Origin of the sequence: Roseateles terrae (assembly GCF_014192155.1) — a bacterium.
Classification (GTDB): domain Bacteria; phylum Pseudomonadota; class Gammaproteobacteria; order Burkholderiales; family Burkholderiaceae_C; genus Roseateles; species Roseateles terrae.
The window spans coordinates 256,208-278,333 of record NZ_JACHXO010000005.1; the positions used below are offsets into that span (position 1 = coordinate 256,208).

18 protein-coding genes are annotated in these 22,126 nt (G+C 66.6%); 5 read left to right on the forward strand and 13 right to left on the reverse strand.

Annotation, left to right across the window (positions count from 1 at the left end; translation table 11 throughout):
* Positions 1-195: 195 nt before the first annotated feature.
* Entirely contained in the window at positions 196-912 is a 717-nt protein-coding gene (locus FHS28_RS15255) for a GNAT family N-acetyltransferase (RefSeq protein ID WP_088451968.1), read from the reverse strand.
* Positions 913-1,256: 344 nt separating this feature from the next.
* On the opposite strand from FHS28_RS15255, the gene rplM reads away from it, so the two are divergent.
* From rplM to erpA, 3 genes are all read left to right on the forward strand, one after another.
* Entirely contained in the window at positions 1,257-1,685 is a 429-nt protein-coding gene (gene rplM / locus FHS28_RS15260; protein ID WP_058933897.1) for a 50S ribosomal protein L13, read from the forward strand.
* Between the two features lie 9 nt (positions 1,686-1,694).
* Positions 1,695-2,087, forward strand: a complete 393-nt coding sequence (gene rpsI, locus FHS28_RS15265; RefSeq protein WP_058933898.1) for a 30S ribosomal protein S9 — start codon at positions 1,695-1,697, stop codon at positions 2,085-2,087.
* A 188-nt stretch (positions 2,088-2,275) separates the two neighbouring features.
* Positions 2,276-2,656: an iron-sulfur cluster insertion protein ErpA gene (erpA, locus tag FHS28_RS15270; RefSeq protein WP_375140759.1), complete on the forward strand. Its 381-nt coding sequence runs from the start codon at positions 2,276-2,278 to the stop codon at positions 2,654-2,656.
* A gap of 142 nt (positions 2,657-2,798) precedes the next feature.
* Here the strand turns inward: erpA and FHS28_RS15275 are convergent, their stop codons facing one another.
* Positions 2,799-3,917 carry an anhydro-N-acetylmuramic acid kinase gene (locus FHS28_RS15275; protein WP_088451970.1) on the reverse strand — a complete coding sequence of 373 codons (1,119 nt, stop codon included), beginning with the start codon at positions 3,915-3,917 and terminating at the stop codon, positions 2,799-2,801.
* 145 nt (positions 3,918-4,062) lie between these two features.
* A complete protein-coding gene (locus FHS28_RS15280; protein WP_088451972.1) occupies positions 4,063-5,448 on the reverse strand; it encodes a M23 family metallopeptidase in 1,386 nt (461 codons plus the stop codon).
* A 274-nt stretch (positions 5,449-5,722) separates the two neighbouring features.
* On the opposite strand from FHS28_RS15280, the gene tyrS reads away from it, so the two are divergent.
* Positions 5,723-6,979: a tyrosine--tRNA ligase gene (tyrS, locus tag FHS28_RS15285; RefSeq protein ID WP_088451974.1), complete on the forward strand. Its 1,257-nt coding sequence runs from the start codon at positions 5,723-5,725 to the stop codon at positions 6,977-6,979.
* A 187-nt stretch (positions 6,980-7,166) separates the two neighbouring features.
* Positions 7,167-8,960 (forward strand): glycoside hydrolase family 15 protein, encoded by a 1,794-nt coding sequence (locus FHS28_RS15290; RefSeq protein WP_088451976.1) that lies wholly within the window; start codon positions 7,167-7,169, stop codon positions 8,958-8,960.
* Between the two features lie 48 nt (positions 8,961-9,008).
* Here the strand turns inward: FHS28_RS15290 and FHS28_RS15295 are convergent, their stop codons facing one another.
* The 10 genes from FHS28_RS15295 to gspL all read right to left on the reverse strand — a co-directional run bounded on the left by FHS28_RS15295 (position 9,009) and on the right by gspL (position 22,107).
* Complete coding sequence (locus FHS28_RS15295) at positions 9,009-10,124, reverse strand: acyltransferase family protein (protein WP_088451978.1); 1,116 nt, start codon at positions 10,122-10,124, stop codon at positions 9,009-9,011.
* Between the two features lie 412 nt (positions 10,125-10,536).
* On the reverse strand, positions 10,537-11,877 hold the full coding sequence (locus FHS28_RS15300; RefSeq protein WP_088451982.1) for a S41 family peptidase: 1,341 nt from the start codon (positions 11,875-11,877) through the stop codon (positions 10,537-10,539).
* Entirely contained in the window at positions 11,877-13,256 is a 1,380-nt protein-coding gene (locus FHS28_RS15305) for a PD40 domain-containing protein (protein WP_088451985.1), read from the reverse strand. The genes FHS28_RS15300 and FHS28_RS15305 overlap by 1 nt, the downstream gene beginning before the upstream one ends.
* A gap of 171 nt (positions 13,257-13,427) precedes the next feature.
* Positions 13,428-14,327 (reverse strand): 5'-nucleotidase, encoded by a 900-nt coding sequence (locus FHS28_RS15310; protein WP_088451987.1) that lies wholly within the window; start codon positions 14,325-14,327, stop codon positions 13,428-13,430.
* A gap of 113 nt (positions 14,328-14,440) precedes the next feature.
* Positions 14,441-15,649 (reverse strand): type II secretion system inner membrane protein GspF, encoded by a 1,209-nt coding sequence (gene gspF / locus FHS28_RS15315; protein ID WP_088451989.1) that lies wholly within the window; start codon positions 15,647-15,649, stop codon positions 14,441-14,443.
* A gap of 81 nt (positions 15,650-15,730) precedes the next feature.
* Positions 15,731-17,170, reverse strand: coding sequence for a type II secretion system ATPase GspE (gene gspE, locus FHS28_RS15320; protein WP_088451991.1), 1,440 nt, complete (start codon positions 17,168-17,170; stop codon positions 15,731-15,733).
* 17 nt (positions 17,171-17,187) lie between these two features.
* Positions 17,188-19,458, reverse strand: coding sequence for a type II secretion system secretin GspD (gene gspD, locus FHS28_RS15325; protein WP_246410152.1), 2,271 nt, complete (start codon positions 19,456-19,458; stop codon positions 17,188-17,190).
* Positions 19,459-19,472: 14 nt separating this feature from the next.
* Positions 19,473-20,348: a type II secretion system protein N gene (gspN, locus tag FHS28_RS15330; RefSeq protein ID WP_088451995.1), complete on the reverse strand. Its 876-nt coding sequence runs from the start codon at positions 20,346-20,348 to the stop codon at positions 19,473-19,475.
* Positions 20,345-20,842 carry a type II secretion system protein M gene (locus FHS28_RS15335; RefSeq protein WP_088451997.1) on the reverse strand — a complete coding sequence of 166 codons (498 nt, stop codon included), beginning with the start codon at positions 20,840-20,842 and terminating at the stop codon, positions 20,345-20,347. Before FHS28_RS15335 ends, gspN begins: the two co-directional genes overlap by 4 nt.
* The gene (gspL, locus tag FHS28_RS15340; RefSeq protein WP_088451999.1) at positions 20,839-22,107 is read right to left on the reverse strand and encodes a type II secretion system protein GspL; all 1,269 of its coding nucleotides are present in this window, start codon (positions 22,105-22,107) and stop codon (positions 20,839-20,841) included. Before gspL ends, FHS28_RS15335 begins: the two co-directional genes overlap by 4 nt.
* Positions 22,108-22,126: the final 19 nt, after the last annotated feature.

Consider the following 22,126-nt stretch of genomic DNA (forward strand, 5'->3'; position numbering starts at 1 on the left):
GCGGGCACGGCACCCGTCGTGACGGATCTCACGGCTTGAACCGTGCCCAGATCGGCGCGAATGTAGCCTAAAGTCGTTACAAGATGCGTCTGGATGGCCCCCCTGGATCGGGTGGACCAGCCAGTGAATTGGTAGGGACCAGTGGGGTGGGTGACCGCTTGCGCTCGAACGTCCCTGTGGCGGCGCCGGAAGGGCTTATTGCTTGGCGGACTTCCCGGACGTCTTGCCGATCTTGGACTTCACTTCCGCCACGCCGTCGATGAACGAGCTGAAGTTGCGCAGATGGCGCTTGAGCTGGAAATCGGCCTCCGCCATGTGCCGTTCGATGGCTTCGTCCACATGGGAGGAGACGGAGTCCGGTGGCAGGCGCAGCCAGGCTTCCGATTCGCTGCCGTCCCGCTCGACCTTCGCGCCGGCTTTGCGCGCGATGGCCAGCATGGGGCCGTTCTCGCTCAGGGCATGAATGAAGAGGGTGTCGATGCCCCGATTGCGGGCATGCAGCGCCGCCCGCTCGAACAACCGGCCGCCGAAGCCCCGGCCGCGGGCGCTGCCCAGCACCGAGACGCCAAATTCCGCCATGGCGGGACGCCCCTTCATCTGGGGAGACGGCTCGTAGGCGAGGTGGGCGACCGCAATCAGGTGCAGCTTGCGGTTGAAGATGCCCAGCACTTCATCGCGAGAGAAGTTGAGCGTGTCGACATACTTCTGGATCTGCTCATCCCGCGCCGCATAACCGAAGCGGAGATAGCGGTCGCGTTCGGTCAGGGACAGCAGGTGCTGCGCGATCCGTTTGCGGTGACGCTTGCCCAGGGCACGGATGGGCACCCAGTCCGCCCAGCGACGCCAGACGGCCCGCAGGCCGGAGAAGGCGCGGGGTTCGGATGGCTCGGGAGAGGGTGGGGCGGCAGTCATGGGCGGCTGGGGGCTTTCGCGGATCGTAGCCAAAGGGGGCGGCTTGCTCACAGGATTCTGCGACCAGACGCGTCCACCATGCACGTTCTGTGACGAATCCCCGGTCGGCCGACCGGCAAGGCCGCGACATGGCGCCAGCCGCGGCCCCGAGCATTTGGTTTTTGCCCATCTTCTGCTAGACTCGCGGGCTTTCCCCGGTTTCATGGCAGCCGTGGGGCACTTTCGTGAGAGGTCGCAAACTCATAAGCGGCACCGAACAGAAGTGGGGCATTGGCCCAGCGTGCGGATTCAGCTCGTTTTTCGAGCTGCTTGTCTGCTGATTTGCCTGATTTTGAAAGACTCTCATGAAGACCTTCAGCGCCAAGCCGGCCGAAGTGAAGCACGAGTGGTTTGTGATTGACGCCACCGACAAGGTGCTCGGACGTGTTGCCAGCGAAGTGGCACTCCGTTTGCGCGGCAAGCACAAGGCCATCTACACGCCTCACGTGGATACCGGCGATTTCATCGTCATCATCAACGCAGACAAGCTGCGCGTGACCGGCAACAAGGCCAATGACAAGGTGTACTACCGTCATACCGGCTATCCGGGCGGCATCCGCGCCACGAAGTTCAAGGACATGCAAGCCAAGTTCCCGGGCCGCGCCCTGGAAAAGGCTGTCAAGGGCATGCTGCCCAAGGGTCCTCTGGGCTACGCGATGATCAAGAAGCTGAAGGTGTATGCGGGCGACACGCATCCGCACACCGCCCAGCAGCCTCAAGTGCTGGAAATCTAAGGAGCGGTGATGATCGGAAACTGGAACTACGGTACCGGCCGTCGCAAGTCGTCGGTGGCTCGCGTCTTCATCAAGAAGGGCACGGGTCAAATCATCGTCAACGGTCGCTCGATCGAGCAGTACTTTGGCCGTCAGACCTCGATCATGATTGCTCGTCAGGCACTGATGCTGACGAACAATGGCGAGGCCTTCGACATCAAGGTCAACGTGCACGGTGGTGGCGAATCCGGCCAGGCCGGTGCAGTGCGCCTGGGTATCACCCGCGCGCTGATCGACTATGACGCAGCCCTGAAGCCCGAACTGAGCCGCGCCGGCTTCGTGACGCGTGATGCGCGTGAAGTCGAACGTAAGAAGGTCGGTCTGCACGGTGCACGTCGCCGGAAGCAGTTCAGCAAGCGCTGATCGAACTTCCTGGAATGCCTGGCTTCGGTCGGGCGTTCCAACCCAAGCAAAGGCCGCTTTTCAGCGGCCTTTGTTTTTTGGCAGTCTGCCGCATTGCCAGAAGGGCTTTGGCTGCGCGCAACGGCGCGGCGGGGTCCGCTTTGTCATAATCCCTCCCATTCACCGGACTTCTCCATTCAGGATCCAGCATGAGCACTGCAGTTCTCGAATCCACCGCCGACCTCACTGCCGACGGCATGCCCGCCCCGCTGGTCTTCACCGATGCTGCGGCCGAGAAGGTGCGCGAGCTGGTGCTGGAAGAGGGCAACCCCGATCTGAAGCTGCGCGTATTCGTGCAGGGCGGCGGCTGCTCCGGCTTCCAGTACGGTTTCACCTTCGACGAAGCGGTGAACGACGACGACACGCGGATGAACAAGAACGACGTCACCCTGCTGATCGACGCGATGAGCCTGCAGTACCTGATGGGCGCAGAGATCGACTACAAGGAAGACCTGCAAGGCGCTCAGTTCGTCATCAAGAATCCGAACGCCACGACCACCTGCGGTTGCGGGTCGAGCTTCTCGGTCTGATGCGCGCTCGCGCCAATTGAAAACCGCCTTCGGGCGGTTTTTGTTGAGAGCCCGGCTTTGCCCCGGGCTCTTTTGCTTTCGGCCCGTCAATGACGTTGCCTCATCAAGCGGGTCTGTCAGACGGGCCAATCCAGCCGGCCGATCAAGCCGGTGTATAACTCCCGAGCACCCGCTCCCCGCTCGCCCCGGTCACCGCTGGCAGATTGCCACTCAGATGGCGCAGCCAGCGCATCGCCAGCCAGGCGAATGCGGCGCCTTCCACCTGCATGGGCGGCAGGCCAGCCTCCTCGGTACTCGACACCTTCAGGGGCGGCATCAGCGACTGCAATCGCGCCATCAGCTGGCCGTTGAAGGCCCCGCCTCCGCAGACCATCAACTGCCGCCACTGCCCCGGCGCGAACTGCGCCAAGCCATCGGCCACGCAGCGGGCGCTCAGTTCCAGCAGGGTGGCCTGCACATCCACTGGGCGTGCCGAGGAATGGGACGCCAGCCGATGGTCCAGCCACTGCAGATGGAAGAGATCCCGGCCGGTGCTGCGGGGCGGCGCCTGGAGAAAAAACGGCTCCGCGAGAAGATCCCGCAGCAGGCTGGGCAGCACCTGGCCCTGCGCGGCCCATCGACCGTCCGCGTCGTACTCGACGCCTTGATGCCGCTGGATCCATCCATCCATCAGGCAGTTGCCAGGGCCGCAGTCGAAGCCGCCGCTGTTCCCCTGCGCCCACAACAGGCTGACATTGCTGATGCCGCCGACGTTGAGAACCACCACATCCGCATCGCGCCGGCCGAACACGGCGCGATGAAATGCAGGCACCAGCGGTGCGCCCTGTCCGCCTGCCGCCAGATCCCGGCTGCGGAAATCGTGGACGACGCTGATGCCGGTCAACTCCGCCAGCAGCGGCGCATTGAGCAGTTGAAGGGTGAAGCCGGTCCCGTCGAACTCCCCGGGACGGTGGCGAACCGTCTGTCCATGCGCGCCGAGTGCGCGGATCTGACGGGGTGCCAGGCCCTGCGCCAGCAGCAGCTGCTGAACCACCTGTGCATACGCCCGCGACACCGCGTTGGCCGCCAGCGCGCTGCGCGCCAGCTCGTTGTCGCCCGGCGCATTGAGCGCCAGCAATTCAGCCCGCAATTCCTCACCGAACGGATGATGAGCATGCGCCAGCGCCGCCACGCGGCCTTCGCCATCGGCTTCCAGCAACACCGCATCCACCCCGTCGAGCGAGGTACCCGACATCAAGCCGATCAAAAGCTCTGTGGTCATGCTTGCACTCCCTGGTGGCTACGACCGGTTGCGCCTGAAACACCAAGGGGGCCACTGGCCCCCTTGCGTCAGGCGCCACCATCCGGCGCGCCGTCCTTGCTGCTTGAGACCGAGAGCCCGCAGGCCCAACGGTCCTTCGATCGACTTACTCGCCCACCACGCCGTCACCCAGCGTCGCGGCGGCTTGCAGTTGCGTCTTCGCAGCGGCCAATTGCGACTGGAAGGCAGCGCGCGCCGACGCCGGCAGGGCCACCGATTCAGACGCCTTGGCAATCACACGCGGATCCTGCTGCTGACCGTTGACGCGGAATTCGAAGTGCAGGTGGGGGCCGGTGGCCCAGCCGGTGGCACCGACGGCGCCGATCTTCTGTCCTTGCTCGACTCGCTCGCCACGCTTCACGTCGATTCGGCTGAGGTGACCATAGACGGTCATCCGGTCGCCGTTGTGCTTGATCTGGATGACGTTGCCGAAGCCGTTTTGCCAGCCGGCAAAAGCCACGGTCCCATCGCCGACGGTGCGCACGGCGGTGCCGGTGGGCGCGCCGTAGTCGATGCCCTGGTGCTGACGCCAGGTCTTGAGGATCGGGTGGAAGCGCATCGCGAAGCCGGAGGTCACCCGCGAAAACTCCATCGGGCTGGCCAGGAACGACTTGCGCTTGCTTTCGCCATCAAAGCCGTAATAGCTGCCCTTGCCGGAAGCGCTGTCCTTGAACCAGACCGATTGATAGCTTTTGCCGTTGTTGACGAATTCCGAAGCCAGCAGGCGGCCGGCACGGCCGTCCCAGTTGATCGGTTCGCCGTCGGCGGTCAGGACTTCATAGACCAGCGAGAAGCGGTCGCCCTTGCGGAGCTCACGGTGGAAGTCGATGTCGCCGGAGAACATGTCCGCGAGCTGCGAAGCGATGGCGTCCGGAATGTTGGCTTCGTCGGTGGCGGCAAACAGCGAGCTGCGGATGGTGCCGCTGCCCAGGCGGATCTGGCTTTCCAGCGGAGCGGTTTCCCACTTGGAGACGAACTGGTCGCCCTGACGCTCGATGCTCAGGCGGGTGAAGAAACGGTCCTGCTGCTCCGCCTTTTCTGCCGGAAAGCGGGCGACGATGCTTTGCACCTGTCCGCTGGCGGTGGCGGTCACCTGCACCCGCTTGCCGACGCGGCCTTGCAGCAGGCGCTTGGCGGTCGGGTCGTTGCGCAGGAAGAGGGCCGCGGCCGGGTCGAAGGCACCCATGCGCTTGAGCAGGGTGTCGGCCGTGTCGGCAGCGCGGGTGACGTCGGTGCGGGAAAGCCCCGGGTCAAACGCGGCCAGCTGGGCCAGCTGCTCGTCCAGCGCCACGGGGACGATGGCTTCGGTGATTTCGTGCTGCTGCAGATCGGCCGCGTCCGGGGCCAGCGGGGCAATACCAAAGGCCGTGACCGCAAAGCCGCCGAGCACACCGACCACCGTTCCGGTCAGTGCACGCGGATGCCGCGCTGCAAAACCTTCGACGCGAGCCAGCGAGCGCTGCACACGCTTCCATTCCTCAGACCAATTCATCACGCGCGAGACATCCTGGAGACGGTGGGTGACGGAATCCACAAGCACACCGTACGCAGGGGACAGGCGTGTGCGGTCGATACAGCAGAGTGCTGGCCGAGCGCTGAGGTCTGTGACCTAGAATCGGCAGCCTTTGCAGGGCGCGGAGGCGGTAAAAGCTACCGATCGCCCCCTGCAAAACTGCGGCAAGTATAGCGGCGGGTCTTCTCGCAGCATGCTAGAAAACCCGCTAAATCAAGACTTTATGTAAGCCCCGTGCGGGTGATGCAGCACTATGTCCGAAGCCCGAACCCAGTCCGCCAATCCTTCCAGCCAACCGGAATTTCCGATCACCGATCGTGTCGAGCAAGCGCTGGCGCAATCGCTGCGCGGCTGCGAGGAACTGCTGCCGCAGCAGGAATGGGTGAAAAAGCTGGCCCGCTCGGAAGCCACCGGCGTGCCGCTGCGCATCAAGCTGGGCCTGGACCCGACGGCGCCGGACATCCATATCGGCCACACGGTGGTGCTGAACAAGATGCGCCAGCTGCAGGACCTGGGGCATCAGGTGATCTTTCTGATCGGCGATTTCACCTCGATGATCGGTGACCCCTCCGGCCGCAATGCCACCCGCCCGCCGCTGACGCCGGAGCAGATCAAGCACAACGCCGAGACCTACTACAAGCAGGCCAGTCTGGTGCTGGACCCGGCCCGCACCGAGATCCGCTACAACAGCGAATGGAGCGACCCACTGGGCGCCCGCGGCATGATCCAGCTGGCCGCCAAGTACACCGTCGCCCGCATGATGGAGCGGGACGACTTCACCAAGCGGTTTGCCGCCGGCACCCCGATCTCGGTGCATGAATTCCTCTATCCGCTGATGCAGGGCTACGACTCAGTGGCCCTGAAATCCGACCTTGAGCTCGGTGGGACCGATCAGAAATTCAACCTGCTGATGGGGCGCCACCTGCAGGCGGAGTACGGCCAGGAGCCGCAGTGCATCCTGACCATGCCGCTGCTGGAAGGTCTGGACGGCGTGGACAAGATGTCCAAGTCCAAGAACAACTACGTGGGCATCACCGAGCCGGCCAACAGCATGTTTGCCAAGATCCTGTCGATCAGCGATGTGCAGATGTGGAAGTGGTATGACCTGCTGAGCTTCCGCAGCCTGGACGAGATCGCCGCGCTCAAGCGCGAGATCGAAGCGGGCCGCAACCCCAAGGAAGTGAAGGTGCTGCTGGCCAAGGAAATCACCGCGCGTTTCCACAGCACGCAGGCGGCGGACGAGGCGGAAGCCGACTTCAACAACCGGGCCAAGGGCGGCATTCCGGACGACATCCCCGAAGTGACCCTGAGCGGCGCCCCGCTGGGCATTGGCGCCCTGCTCAAGCAGGCCGGGCTGGTGCCGTCGACCACGGAAGCCAATCGGATGATCGAGCAGAACGGCGTCAAGATCGACGGCGACACGGTGACCGACCGTACGCTGAAGATCGAGGCCGGCCAGATGGTCGTGCAGGTGGGCAAGCGCAAGTTTGCCCGCGTCACCCTGACCTGACCCTGCGCTGCGATCACACGCTGCAACCTCTCGCTCCACGCCCACGCTGCAACCCCACGCTCCAGTGCGACTTCCCAGCGGCCGATTGATCCCGGCCGCACATCGCGCTACACCTGACTCTGACTGACGCAGGAAGCCAAGGCACGTTTCCTGCCGTCTGGTGGCTCATCAGAAAGGGGTAACGCTTATGGATGTGGCATCGCTGAAGTTGGGGTTGGTCGGGAATTGCGCGGTCAGCGCCCTCATCGACGATCGAGCCCGGGTGGTCTGGGCCTGCGCGCCCCGCTTTGATGGCGACCCGATGTTCCATGCGCTCATCGACTCGCCCGAAGGCGTGGGGCCGGACGGCACCTTCCAGGTCGTCCTGGAGGACTTCTCTCACAGCGAGCAGTCGTACGACCATGGCACCGCCGTGCTGCGCACGCGGCTGTACGACACCCACGGCAACGCCATCGAAGTCACCGACTTCATGCCGCGTTTCTTCCTGCATGACCGCCCCTTCCGGCCCATGATGCTGGTGCGGCGCATCCGCCCGCTGGAAGGCCGCCCGCAAATCCGTGTGGTGCTGCGGCCGGTGGTGGACTGGGGCAAGTCGCGCCCGGTGCGCACCCGGGGCAGCAATCACATCCGATTTGTCGGACCGCGCTTTGTGGTGCGGCTGACCTCCAACGCGCCGCTCACCTACATCCTCGACGAAACCTCGTTCTCCCTCGACCAGCCGATGAGCTTCATCTTCGGTCCGGATGAAACGCTGGACCGCGGTGTGGAAGACGCCGCCCGCATGCTGGAGGAGCAGACGGTCAACTACTGGCGCGACTGGACCCGGCGCCTGGCGATTCCGCTGGAATGGCAGGAGGCGGTGATCCGCGCGGCCATCACCCTCAAGATGTGCCTGTATGAGGAAACCGGCGCGATCGTCGCGGCGATGACCACCAGCGTGCCGGAAGCACCGGGCACCCAGCGAAACTGGGACTACCGGTATTGCTGGTTGCGGGACGCCTTCTTTGTGGTGCGGGCGCTCAACAGCCTGTCCGAGACCGGCACGATGGAGGACTACCTGCGCTGGCTGCGCAATGTGGTGGCCCAGTCCAAGGATGGGCATGTGCAGCCGCTTTACGGCATTGGCCTGGAGCACCGCCTCACCGAGCAGACGGTGGACCACCTTCGCGGTTACCGGGGCAATGGCCCGGTGCGCGCGGGCAATCAGGCGTACGAGCACTTCCAGCACGACGTCTACGGCAACATCGTGCTGGGCTCGGCCCAGTCCTTCTTCGACCACCGTTTGCACCAGCGGGCCGGGCTCAACGAGTTCGCGCTGCTGGAGCGCATCGGCGAGCAGGCCTACGCCATCCACGACAAGCCCGATGCCGGCATGTGGGAGCTGCGCACCCGCTCACGGGTGCACACCTCGTCGGTGCTGATGAACTGGGCCGCCTGCGACCGGCTGGCCAAGATCGCCACCGTGCTGAATGAGCCGCGCCGGGCGCATTTGTGGCGGGAACGGGCGGAGATCATCCGCAACAAGATCCTGCAGAACGCCTGGAGTGACCATCGCAAGGCCTTTGTGGAGAGCTTCGGCGGCAAGGACCTGGATGCCAGTGTGCTGCTGATGGCCGAGGTGGGCTTCATCGATCCGAAGGACCCTCGCTTCGTGAGCACGGTGGATGCGCTGGAAGCATCCCTGTGCGACGGGCCTCACATGCGTCGCTATGAGGCGCCGGACGACTTTGGCCGCCCGGAAACCGCCTTCAACATCTGCGCCTTCTGGCGCATCGATGCACTGGCCCGCATTGGTCGCACCGACGAAGCGCGTGAAATCTTCGAAGCCTTGCTGGCCTCGCGCAACCACTTGGGTCTGCTCTCGGAAGACACCCACCCCGTCACCGGGGAACTGTGGGGCAACTTCCCGCAGACCTATTCGATGGTGGGCATCATCAACGGGGCGATGCGGCTGTCCAAGCCCTGGGACTCGCAGATCTGACGCTGCAGGTCTGACAGGCCCGGACCCGGAAGGGGACCCCGCTGATCGTTAATGCGGCCGCACCGGCACCGGCAACACCGCCGGGCCGGTGCGACGTGGCTTGCGCATGAGCCAGGTGGTGATCGGCTTTTCCAGCAGGAAGTAGCAGGCCACACCCACACCCACGCCGCCTGCGGTAAGCATCAACGCCAGCAGGTCGGCACTCAGGCTGAGGTTGTATTTGCGCACGGCGCGCTCGGCATAGGGCATCAGCTGGTAGATCACCAGCACATGCACCAGATAGATCGAGTAGGACGCATTGCCCAGCATCACCACCCAGCGCGGCCAGGTCACCTGACCTTCCAGGCGCAGCACGCCGACGAACAGCAGCGCCGCAGCGATGCCGAAGCTGATGGGGCGCCAATGGGTGCTCACCAGTTCCATGTGGGCGAAGACGCCGAACAGCAGCAGCCCGGCGGCGACCAGCATCAGCGATGCCGACCGGGGCTGCCGGCGCCAGTTCACGAAGCTGGCGATGGCGGCACCGAAGAGGAATTCCAGCGTGATCGGATCGGCCAGGAAGCCGTGCCAGGCGCTGCTGTCCGGCATCAGCAGGCCGACACCGAATGCCGCTGCCACGATGGCGCACAGGGCAGGGAAGAGGTGCTCGCGCGCCACCAGGATCGCGGCGGCAAAGCAGAGGTAGAACAGGGCCTCGTAGCTCAGCGTCCAGCCCACGCCGACGATGGGCTGAATGAGGTGGTGCTCATTGAAGGACGGCAGCAGAAAAAAGCCACCGAGCCGCTCGGCCGACAGATTGAAGCCCCGCTCCCCAGTGCCCCACCAGTGCAGCAGGGCCGGCTTGAGCGCATACAGCGTGACGAGCACATACATCGGCCACACCCGCAGCACCCGCTGCTGCAGGAAGTGGGAGACCGGCCGGCGACCCTGCACATAGCTGCCTGAGATGTAGACCATCAGAAAGCCGCTGAGGATGAAGAACACATCCACGCCGCCCGCACCCGCTTCGATCAGCCAGGCCGGCAGCACCGAGGGCACCAGGGCCATGTCCGCCGGTGCATTGATGGTGCTGGCGCGCAGGGCGTGGTGCAGGACCACAGCCACAGCGGCAAACGCTCGCAGGGCCTGCAGGCCGACGATCTCGCGGTCTTGGGTGGGACGCATCACAACTTCTCCGGAAACTTCACGCCAGGCGCGAGAGGCGGCGGCGAATCGATGCTAGGGCGGAGGTTCTCCGGCGGACGTCAGCAACTGCGTCCAATGGTGAGGGGTGTGTCCAGCATCAAGAGGGGCCAGCGCCGCGCGGCAAACCGGATGCCGGACTCGCCGCTGGCGTTGTCCCCTGAACCGGTGAAGATGGCCTTGAAGGCCGATGGAATGGGCCATCCGGCGGATGAGGGACGAAAAAAAGCGCCCTCAAAAGGGCGCTTGTTCGTCATGTGTGTTGCGAGGCTGCGGCCGCCGGGCGATTTGCGATCACCGGACCGGTCAGGAATGCCGGTGATCTGGCGTGCAGAAGTTTCAAGCGCTCACGACGCCAGCGCCGCGGACGGCGCCGGTCGGAGCGCTGCGCGCCTTATGGCTTCACCGGACGCGGATAGGCGCCTGGCTTCGGCGTCACCACCGGCGCCTCTTGAATCCGCTGCTTCAGCCAGGCCAGTGCCGCGTCCAGCTGCGCCTCCTGCCCCTGCGCGGTGGCGCGTGGCGGGTTGTCGACGCGGATGTCTGGCGTCACGCCCTTGCCTTCGACGATGAAGCTGCCATCGATCAGGATCTGGCCGTTCTCCGCGGCGCGCATCATGCCTTTGTCCACCAGCCAATTGTTGTCAGACAGCCAGACGCCCGCACCCGAGGTGGTGGTGCCAATTACCGGACCCAGTCCCAGACGCTTGAAGCCCTCGGTGAAGGTCTCACCGTCCGAGTAGGTCTCTTCATTGGCCAGCACCACCACATGGCCGCGGAAGGTCTGCTGCATGTTGGGATAGGGCGCAGCGCCTTCCGGCGAGCGTGGCTGCCAGTAGGCCCAGGCGCGACGGGAGAGCTTCTCCAGGATGAAGCTGTCGATGTTGCCGCCGTTGTTGTGGCGCACGTCGATGATCAGGCCATCGCGGTCACTCTGCGCATAGAACTCGCGCGCGAAGTCGGCGATGTCTTCCGGGCCCATCGCCCGCAGATGCACATAACCGATGTGCCCCTGGCTGGCCTGATCGACACGTCGGGCCTTGCCATAGCGCCAGTCATCCACCCGCAGGCGGGCTTCGCGGCGCTGGTCCACCGGCGTCACCACCACGCTTCGGCTGCGACCTCCGGGCTCGCGCAGCGCCAGCAGCACCTGCTTGCCGGATTGGCCGCGAAGGCCTTCGGTGGGGTCGGGCAGGGTGGTGGCATCCCGGCCGTTGATGGCGGTGATGACCGAGCCGAGCGGGATGTCCAGACCCGGGGCGGCCAGCGGCCCGGCCTCGGACGGCAGCTCCGGATCGCCGCTGTAGATGCGCTGGATTTTCCAGCCCTGCGGATCCCGCACCAGCAGCGCACCGAGGCCCGCCCAGCCGGGCTCTCCCGACGACTGACGCAGATCCCCGGGGCGCACCGAGCTGTGCAGCAGGCTGATCTCACCGACCATCTGCGCCATCACTTCGTTGAGTTCGCCCCGCTCGGTCACCCGCTCCACCAGTGGGGCGTATTTGCGGCGCATCGCCGGCCAGTCCACGCCGTGCAGGTCCTTGTCGTAGACGTAGTCCCGCTGCATGCGCCAGCCATCGGCGAACATCTGGCGCCACTCGGCGCGCGGGTCCACCTGGATCTGCCAGTCGCTCCACAGCACGCGCGACTTGTCGAGGTCGGTCGGCAGCTTGGCACCGGCGTCCACGATCAGGATGTCGCCGGCGGCGCCGGGGGCGGCGGTTTTCACCACCATCAGCTTGCGTCCGTCTCGGTCTCGCCGCTGAAATCACAGACGGAGAAGATGGAGCGGCTGTCCGCGCTGAAGCGGGCATCGCGGCAGCGGCCGGCATCCGTCAGGTCCTGGGGGAAGGGCAGCTCCGCGCGGCGCAGCGGGCCGACGCCTTGGGTGGCCAGGCGGCCCCGGCTGGTCAGCACCACCCGCTCACCGTCTGGCGACAGGGCGACGCTGGTGAGGAAATCCTGGGGTTTGGCGATCCAGCGGCGACGCATCTGGTCGTGATCGCTGTGGAGGGTGAAGCGAAGTCTCGTGCCATCGGAGGATGCCGCAGCGCCGGTGCCACTGGCGCCGGTGACGCTGCCGGCATCGGCCGTGGGGGGCACACCGTCCAGATCCAGTCGATACAGATCGGCCCCCAGCGCATACACCACCTGCCGTCCGCTGATGCTGGCGTGGCGGATGTCCCAGCCGCGATGGCGGGTGAGCTGCTGAAGGTCCGAGCCGTCCGCCGCCACCGACCACAGGTTGTAGGTGCCGTCGCGGTCCGAGAGGAAGGCGATGCGGTCGCGCCCTTGCGCATCCCGGTAGGGCATCGGACGCCGGTCATTGCTGCCTTCGGCCACCAGCGGCCGTGCTTCGGCCTGGCTGTTCAGGTCCATCACCCAGAGCCGCGCCATGGCGCCGCCCCGGTATTGGCGGGCGTTGTCGCCGCGCAGGCCATTGCGGGTGAAGTAGAGCCAGCGTCCATCGTCGCTGAGTGCACCGTCAGCCGCCTGGCCCACCGGCAGGGCGCGGCGCTCCCCGGTGTCGATGTTGACCAGGTGGAGCTGCGTGCCGGCTTCGCCACGCTCGGTGGCGCCGGTGTAGAGCACCTCGTTGCGGGCGGTGATGCCCCAGACCCGCACCGGGCCGGTGTCCCAGCTCATTCGGCGCGGCACACCGCCGTTGGCCGGCATCACATACACGTCGCCCACACCGCCGTCGTACTGGCCGACGAAGGCCAGCCAGCGTCCATCGGGGGACAGGGCGGGCGAGCTTTCACTGCCCAGATGAGTCGTCAGCCGCTGGGCGCTGCCGCCTTGCAGGCTGGCCGACCAGAGGTCGCCTTCGGACACGAAGACCAGGCGGTCGCCTTGCAGCGCCGGCTGGCGGTAGAAGCCTTCGACCTGGGCTGTCGAGCTTGCGGGGCCATCGGACGCGCGGGGCGCCGCGCTCGGCACGGTCGTGGGGCCGGTCTTGCCGGCAGCGCTTGCCGACGCGTCGCTGGCGCGGCCCGCATGGGCCGACCATGCGCGGTCCGGCGCCATCCACGCGCCGGTGGCGCAGGCCGCGGCGAGCGCCAGGCTCAGAAGCGTTGAGCGCGGCTTCTGTGGCTTGCGCGGCGACCCGGGCATGCAGGACCCGCCCAGCCCGCTCGACAAGCCTGGTGCGCCGGGCGGGGATTCGCTCGATGGCACGGCCGCATCAGTATCGGAGTGACAGGCATCCCCATGCAGGGCGGGGGACGGTGGAGGCTGGGCAGAAGAAAGAGGGAGAATGCCTCTATTCTGCGCAAGCCCGAGGCGTCAGTGATTCGTCACACCCATGGTCACATGACCGGACGGCACATGCACCACCGCGCTTTCGATGTGACCGGCCTGGTCGTCGAAGAAGAAGTCCGGCTCGAACTCTCGCAGGAACTCGCCTTTGGCCAGGCCGCCAAGGAACATCGCTTCGTCCACCTCCACCTGCCAGTCCATCAGCGTGCGAATGGCTCGCTCATGGGCGGGCGCACTGCGGGCGGTGACCAGCGCGGTGCGGATGCGCATCGGGCCCAGCGGCTGGTTCTGCAGCCGCTGCAGCTCATGCAACACCTGTTTGAACGGTCCGGCCGGCAGCGGGGTGAGCTTGCGTTCGCGCTCATGGGCCTGGAAGGCATCCAGACCGTCGCGCTGGAAGACCTGCTCGGCTTCGTCGGAAAACAGCACCGCATCGCCGTCGAAGGCGATGCGCAGTTCTTCGGGGTAAGCGACCGAGGCGCGCGCCGATTGGGGGAACACCCGCGCCGCCGCCACGCCGGCCGCCAGTGCCGAGCGCACATCTTCCTCATTGGTCGAGAGGAACAGATGCGCCTTCAGGGGCCGCAGGTAGCGCCACGGGCTCTGTCCGCGGGTGAAGACGCCGCGCAGGATGGGCAGCCCGTAATGCTGCGCCGAGCGGAACACCCGCATGCCGGAGATCGGATCATTGCGGGAGAGCACCACCACTTCCACCCGTGGTTTGTCCCCCGGCTGGTTGAAGGCGAGCAGCTTGTGCACCAGCGAAAACGCGGTGCCCGGCTTGGCCGGTTGCTCCAGGCGCTGCTGCTGCAGCTGCATGTAGGCCCGGTCGTCACCCGCTTCGAACAGCTGGTTCTCTTCTTCGAAATCAAACAGGGCGCGTGACGAGATTGCCACCACCAGTTGACCGTCCAGATTCGCGGGCATGTCGGCTACAACCTTTGACGAGTGAGGCTGGGTAAGGGCCTGAAAAGGGACAGGAAAGGGCCCGGACAGGGCCTGGCCAAGGCCCGTGAGAAGGGCCGGATACCGGCCTGAGCTTACTGCGTCGCCAGCTTGTTCATGTCGATGATGGGCAGCAGCACCGACAGCACGATCAGCATCACCACGCCGCCCATGGCGACGATGAGCAGCGGCTCCAGCAGCGTGGCCAGGGTCATGGCGCGGCGCTTGACCTCATTGCCCAGCTGCCGTGCGGCGCGCTGCAGCATGTCCGGCAACTGACCGGTCTGCTCGCCCAGGCGGGCGAACATCGACAGCAGCCCGGGAAAGCGCTTCTTGCCGGCCAGGGCCGCGCCCAGCGGCGCGCCTTCGCGCACCTGCACCAGCGCGTCCATCGCATCGGCCCGCATGGCGTGGTTGGAGAGCGTCTCGGCCGCGGCCTGCAGGGCCTTCAGGATGGGCACCCCGGCACCGGCCAGCATCGCCAGCGTGCCGGAGAAACGCGCCGCGTTGTAGCCCCGCGAGATGCGGCCGATGACCGGCAGGTTCAGCCATGCGGCGTCAAAGCGCTGGCGTGGCCCTTCCTTCTTCAGCGTCTGTCGCACCGCGAAGCCGCCCACCACCAGCAGACCGACGAGGACCAGGCCCCACTGACGCAGCAGATCGGAGGTGCCCATCATCAGCCGGGTGAGCAGCGGCAGGGTCTGCCGCGTCTGGGTGAAGACCGCGGCCACCTGCGGCACCACATAGGTCAGCAGGAAACCGACAGCCAGCAGTGAGATGAAGCAGACGATGATCGGATAGGCCAGCGCACCAAACAGTTCCGAGCGCAGGCGCTGGGTCTCTTCCAGGTCGTCGGCAAGGCTTTCGAGCACCGGGCCGAGGGCGCCACTCTGCTCACCGGCGGCGACCACCGCGCGGTACACATCGTCGAACTCCCGCGGGGCGGTGCCGAGCGCACGCGCAAAAGGCGAACCGGCGTTCACCTCCGCCTTCAGCGACGACATCAGGTCGCGCTGGCGCGGATCATCAGCTTCATCGGCGAGTGCTGCCAGCGAGCGCTCCAGCGGCAGACCGGCGGTCACCAGACCAGCCAGTTGCCGTGTCCACACCGACAGCCCGGAGCCGTTGAACACCCTTCGGGCCCAGCGGCTGCTGGACTTGGGCGCCGCCACCGGGTGCACCTCCATGGGCACCAGCCCCTGGCCGCGCAGCTGGGCGCGGGCGGCACGCGGGTTGTCCGCTTCCAGCAGGCCCTGGCGGGGCTTGCCGGCATTGTCCAGGGCTTCGTATTTGTAGGCGGGCATGGCGGGGAACGACGGATGACGGGGCTGCTTTGTGCGCGAGGCTGACTCTGTGGCTCGGACTGCGGCTCGGACTGCGGCTCACTACTCGCGCGTGACCCGCAGCACTTCCTCTTCAGAGGTGATGCCGGCGGCCACCAGACGGTCGCCGTCCTCGCGCATCGAACGCAGGCCGTTGGCGCGTGCAGCGGCGAGCAGGTCGGCTTCGGCCGCCTGGCCGTGGATCAGATGACGGACCTTGTCGTCGCAGACCATCAGCTCATACACGCCGGTACGGCCCTTGTAGCCGCTGGACGAGCAGGCCGCGCAGCCGACCGGCTGGTAGCGGGTGCCACCGCCCGGCAGCGGGGTGGGCGAGGGCGCCTTGCAGACCGGACAGAGCTTGCGCACGAGGCGCTGGGCGAGCACGCCCAGCAGGCTGGAGCTGAGCAGGAAGGGTTCGACACCCATGTCGGTCAGGCGGGTGACGGCACTGACCGCATCGTTGGTGTGCAGCGTGGCCAGCACCAGGTGACCGGTCAGCGAGGCCTGGATGGCGATCTGGGCGGTTTCGTAGTCCCGGATTTCACCGATCATGATCACGTCCGGGTCCTGACGCAGGATGGCGCGCAGGGCCTTGGCGAAGGTCAGGTCGATGCGGGCGTTGACCTGCGTCTGCCCCACGCCGGCCAGTTCGTATTCGATCGGGTCTTCCACCGTCAGCACGTTGGTGGTGGAGGTGTCCAGCGTCTGCATCGCGGCATACAGCGTGGTGGTCTTGCCGGAGCCGGTCGGGCCGGTCACCAGCACGATGCCGTGCGGCTGCTGCACCAGGCGCTGGAAGCGGGACAGCCGTTCACCGTCCATGCCCAGGCCGGTGAGGGTGAACTTGGATTCTGACTTGTCCAGCAGACGCAGCACCGCGCGTTCGCCGTGGGCTGACGGCAGGGTCGAGACCCGCACGTCGATGGCCCGGCCGCCGATGCGCAGGGAAATGCGACCGTCCTGGGGCAGGCGCTTTTCAGCGATGTCCAGCTCGGCCATGATCTTCAGGCGCGAGATCAGCGCCGCATGCAGCGCCCGGTTGGGCCGCACCACTTCGCGCAGCGTGCCGTCCACGCGGAAGCGCACGCTGCTTTCGCGCTCATAGGGCTCGATGTGGATGTCGCTGGCGCCGTTGTTGGCGGCCTGCGTCAGCAGCGCATTGAGCATGCGGATGATGGGCGCGTCGTCGGCGGCTTCCAGCAGGTCTTCCACGGCCGGCAGGTCCTGCATCAGGCGGGAGAGGTCGACCGCGCTTTCCACTTCACCCACCACCAGCGCTGCGCTGTCCTCCCCGCCGGCATACGCGGCCTGCAGCCGCGCGGCCATGTCGGCCGGGCTGATGCACTCCACCCGATGCGGCGCATGCACCCGCTGCAGCTCAGACAGCGTCGAGAGGCTGGCCACCGGGGTGGCCCAGAGGGTGCGCTGCTCGCCGTCGTCTTCCAGCAGCAGCTGCTGGCTGCGGGCAAAAGCGTAGGGCAGGGGATGGCGGGTGGCCATGGATGGGGATCTTTCGTTCAGCGAGCGGGCCCTGATTCTGGCTGAGAAGCTGGCTCCGAAACAGGACGCGGCGGTGTCGGCAGCGCCGGCGACGAAGCGGGACGCTCCGGCAGCATCGGTGCCCCGGTGTTCGGCAGGACCAGGGTCCGGGCCGGTTGCACGTCCTGCTGATAGGCGCGGATGGCGTCGTAGCGATCCAGGCTCACCGCGGTGGCGCTCTCAGGCGTACGCAGCACGACGGGGCGCAGGAAGATCATCAGGTTGGACTTGCTGCGGTTGCGGCTCTGATTCTTGAACAGATTGCCCAGCAGCGGAATGTCGCCGAGGCCGGGCACCTTGTTTTCGCCATCACTGTACTCGTCCTTGAGCATGCCGCCCAGCACCAGGACCTGACCGTCTTCCAGCGTGACCGAGGTCTCCACGGCGCTCTTGTCGATGGTGGGACCATTGGCGCTGCTGGACGTGCCATCCACCACGCTGGAGTTTTCCTGATAGACCTTGATCCGCACCGTGCCGTTTTCACCGACCTGGGTCTTGATCTTCAGCCGCAGGCCGACGTCGCGACGCTCGTAGGTGTTGAACGGGCTGGTGATGCTGTTGCCCTGGGTGGTGCTGCTGATCACCGGCACGTTGCGGCCGACGATCATGTCGGCTTCTTCATTGTCCTGCACCACCAGTGAGGGGGTGGACAGCACGTTGGTGCCCGAGAGCTGTTCCAACGCATTGGCCACGGCGCCCAGCGTCAGATAGCTGCCGATGCGGGTGGTGGCGCCGATGTTCAGCCCCTGCGGAATGCCGCCGGAAGCGATGGCCGTACCGATGTTGATGGCACCCGTGGACGTGCTCGAGTTGGGCACACCGCCAGCGGCCGCGGCTGAGAGATTCAGGATGTTGCTGTAGCCGGTGCCGAAGTTGGTGCCGATGCCCACTGACCCGAACAGGTTCTGCCACTGCACGCCGAACTGGCCGACCTTGCTGGCATCCACCTTCACTACCAGCGCTTCCACATAGACCTGCGCGCGACGGGTGTCCAGCTGCTCGACCACCGCGCGGATCTGTTTGTACATCGGCTCGGGCGCCGTAATGATCAGCGAATTGGTGGCTGGATCGGCCTGAACGAAGCCACCGGTGTTGGGCTGCGCGGTGGCGCTGACCTGCGTCGAGGCGCCGACGCCTGAGCCGCCCGACGAACCGCTGGAGCCATTGCCGCCGCCGCCTCCGAAGGACGAATTGCCGCCGGAGAAGCTGCTGTTGCCGGTGGCGTTACCACCGCCACCCCCACCGCCGCCACCGGTCGCGAGGCCACCGACGGTGGAGGCACCGCTGCCGGAACTGCCGCTGCCGCCGGTCGTCGCACTGTTCGCGCTGAAGGCAGCACGCAGCACCGTCGCCAGACGCACCGCATCCGCGTTCTTCAGATAGATGACGCGGATGTTGCCGTTGGAGGCGTCGATCCCGGGCGTATCCAGCTTCGCGATCATGGCGCGCAGCTGCATCAGGCGCGCCGGATTGGAGGCGCGCACGATCAACGCATTGCTGCGCGGATCGGCCAGCACACTGTTCCCGCCGGCACTCACGCCGCCGCCGGGCTGTCCGGCCACGCCGGCGCCTTCGGACAGCCGCTGCACCAGCTGCACCACGTCCGAGGCCACCGCATTGCGCAGCGGAATCACCTCGATGTCGGTGTTAGACGGCTGATCCAGCGCCGCCACGATGCGGCTCAGACGCTGCAGGTTCTCGGCGTAATCGGTGATCACCAGGCTGTTATTGCCTGGGTTGGCATTGATGGTGTTGTTCGGCGTGATCAGCGGCCGCAGCACCGCCACCAGATTGTTCGCGTTCTCGTGATTGAGCTTGAAGATCTGGGTGACGACCTGATCGCCACGTTGACGGCTTTCCGTGCCGATCGACACCGAGCCGGTCTGCAGCTTGGCTTCCGCTTCCGGCACCAGCTTCAGAATGCCGCCCGAATCGACCATCGCAAAGCCCAGACCGCGCAGCGCCGCCAGATAACTGAGGTAAGCCTCCTGCACCGGCACCGGCTGCTCGGCCGTCAGCGTCATCGTGCCCTTGACCCGCGGATCGACCAGGATGGGCTTGCCCATCGCAGCGGACATCGCACGCGAGACCGCTTCAATGTCGGTGTTGACGAAATTCAGCGTCACCGGCGTGCTGGCTTTGACTGCCGGTTGGCGACGGTTCGGCTGCTGCTGACCCTGCTGTGCCTGCACCGGCAGGCTGGCGGCGATCAGGCTCACGGCCAGAGCCATGGCTGTCGGTCGCATCATGTGTGTCTTCATGCTCATCCCACCGAGATGATCGAGCGCGCGCCCTCGCGGCGCCCGATGATGTTCAACAAGTTGGCCAGCGCCGCCTCACTGCCGGGGGCCGCACTGGCGTCCCCACGGAATTGCACGCGGTTGCCCAGGGTGCCCTGGCCATTCAAAAGAAGCGGACCCTGCATCGTCTGCAGCATCAGCTGCGGCGTGGCCGCACCCAGGATGCTGAGGCGATAGGTGCCCAGCGGGTCCACCGAGGAGAGCCGGGAAGACATCTCCTGCAGATCCAGCTGGATCACCCCGTTCACCTGCCATTTGCCCTGGTCCCGCTCGATGCGGAATTGCTGGGCGCTCAGGTTCAGGCGGCCGTCTGGCGCCAGGGTGTTCCAGGGCGTGCCCAGGCCCGTCAGCCAGGACGCGGGCCATTGGATCCAGGCACGGCCGTCCGGGCTGTCGGGCAGGTTCAGCGCGAGTTTGCCCAGCCCCACACGCACGGTGATGGGGGAGTCCGGACGGATGCAGCAATCCTGGTTCAGCGTCAGTCGCAGGCCCAGACCACCCGAGATCCAGGCGGGGCGCAGCGACCACTGCAGACGGTCGGGCAGTTCGCTGGCGTCGCGGCTGCCGGGACCGGCACTCAGGATCAGCCGGGCGCTGCCGGTCCAGATGCTGCCGCGCGGATCGGCCAGCAGCAGGCGTTGCTGGGTGGCGGCCGCCAGGCCCGAGGCCAGCCATGCTGCTGGTGCAAACCAGATCAGCGCCAGCAGCAGACCCAGCACCCCGCCGGCCCAGGCCCAGCGGCGGGTGCGCGGCTTGGGTGTGGGCAGCAGGGCGGCGCGCGCCGAGCGTGGTGCCGCGGCGGGACGCTTGAAAGGCGTGCTGAAAGTGGGTCGCTTCATGAGCCGTTGGCGCCGGGCAGGGCGACAGTGATGCGGCCGGTATAGCCCTGCGCACCCGATTGCAGTTCGACATCCTGCGGGCGGGCCCGTGCCGACTGGCGGGCTTCCGTCAGCCAGACCGCCAGCGCCGCGCCGGGCACGCCGCGCAGACGCAGTTGTGCCTGGGGACCGGTGAGGGTCAGCTCGGCATTCGGGCCCAGCCGTTCGGTGGCACTGCGCAGCGCGGTGATCGACTGTTCCTGCGAAATCGGAGGCGCCTGCTTGAGCTGCTGCGCCTGCTGGGCGAGCGCACGCATCTGACGCAGCTCGCCATCCAGCTTGTCCAGCTCGGCCGGCGCTTTGGAGAGGGTGTTCCAGGCGGGCGCAATGGCCACCAGCCACAGCAGGGCGGCGCCCACCACCACCGCGGCCGTGCGAACCATCTGCCGTTCACGCGGCTGCGCGGCCTGCCAGCGCTCCTCAAGCTGGCGCAGCCAAGGGGGAGTACTTTTCATCGTGTCGTCGGCCGCAGGCTCAATTGGAGGGTATCTCCTTCGTCGCTGACCCGCAGGGCAGGGTTCTGGAAGAGACGGTCGCGCACCTGCTCACGCACCGGCGCGGGCAGGCCGGTCAGCAGCAGGCGATTGTTTTCGAAGCGCAGGCCTTGCAGCGGCGGCTGGCCGGCCGGCATCGCGCGGGCCACGGCGCCGAGCAGGTCTTCCAGATCCCCCGGGCCGATCTGGCCGGCGCGGGCGCGGGCGAGATCCACCTCGCGCTGCATCTGGGCCGGCGCGTCGCGCACGGTCCGGATCTGCGGGAAGGCCTGGCGCAGCAACTGTTCCTGTTCGGCGCGGCGATTGTCCAGCGCGCGGCGCTGCTGGAAGGCCATCGCATTGACACCGATGATCTGCACCGCCACCAGGGCGATGACGCCCCATCGGAACGGCCGCCATTCCGGGCCCTGCATCACCTGCCAGGCGCGGTAGACGCGCTGCCAGCCGCGTTGCCGGGGCGTCAGCTCGAACTGCAGCAGGTTGATCGGCGCGCCCAGGGCCGCCCAGGCCCGTTCGGTGTCGTTCAGCACTTCCACCGGCCGGCCCAGCAGCCGCTCGGCTTCTGCAGACACCGGCGGTGTGGCGCTGACCTTCGCCTGGGTCCACCAGGTGTCGCCCAGCCAGGTACGAACCCCCGCGCTGGTCATGGGGAAGGTGGCGATGCCGGGCGGCGACCAGGCGCGCAGGCGCGGCTGTCCGTCCGGACCTTGATCGACATGGCCACCCAGCCGGCCGTCCGGCCAGGACACCGGGAAGACCGCTTCCAGCAGCAGGCCGGCGTTCTGGATGGCCTGCAGGTGGGCCTTCAAGGTGTCGCGGGCGACAGCGGCCACCCATCGGGGCGGGTTTTCACCGTCTTCCAGCCGGGTTTCGGGATGGTCCACATCTTCGGCCAGGCCCGGCAGGCCTTTGTCCACGTCCATCAGCGCCAGGTGCAGCCGCTCCGGATCTTCCAGCAGGGATTCTTCCAGCACGCCGGACAGGGCGCTGCGCAGCTTGGGCCCCCGAAGGGCCAGCGGCAGGCGCACCGTATGCCAGCTCACGGCGGCATCGGACAGCAGCGCCATCACGCGGTCGGCCTTGGGCATGGCATCCAGCGGGGCGCGTTCGCCCCGTCCTCCCGCCCGGGCAGGCGCCTGGGCATCGGGACTGAACCAGAATTCGTAATCTTGGGTGCCGGTCGCCGCGGGCGGCGCATCAGGCAGCAGGATGAGCAGGGTACTCATGAGAAGGCGGATTCTAGGA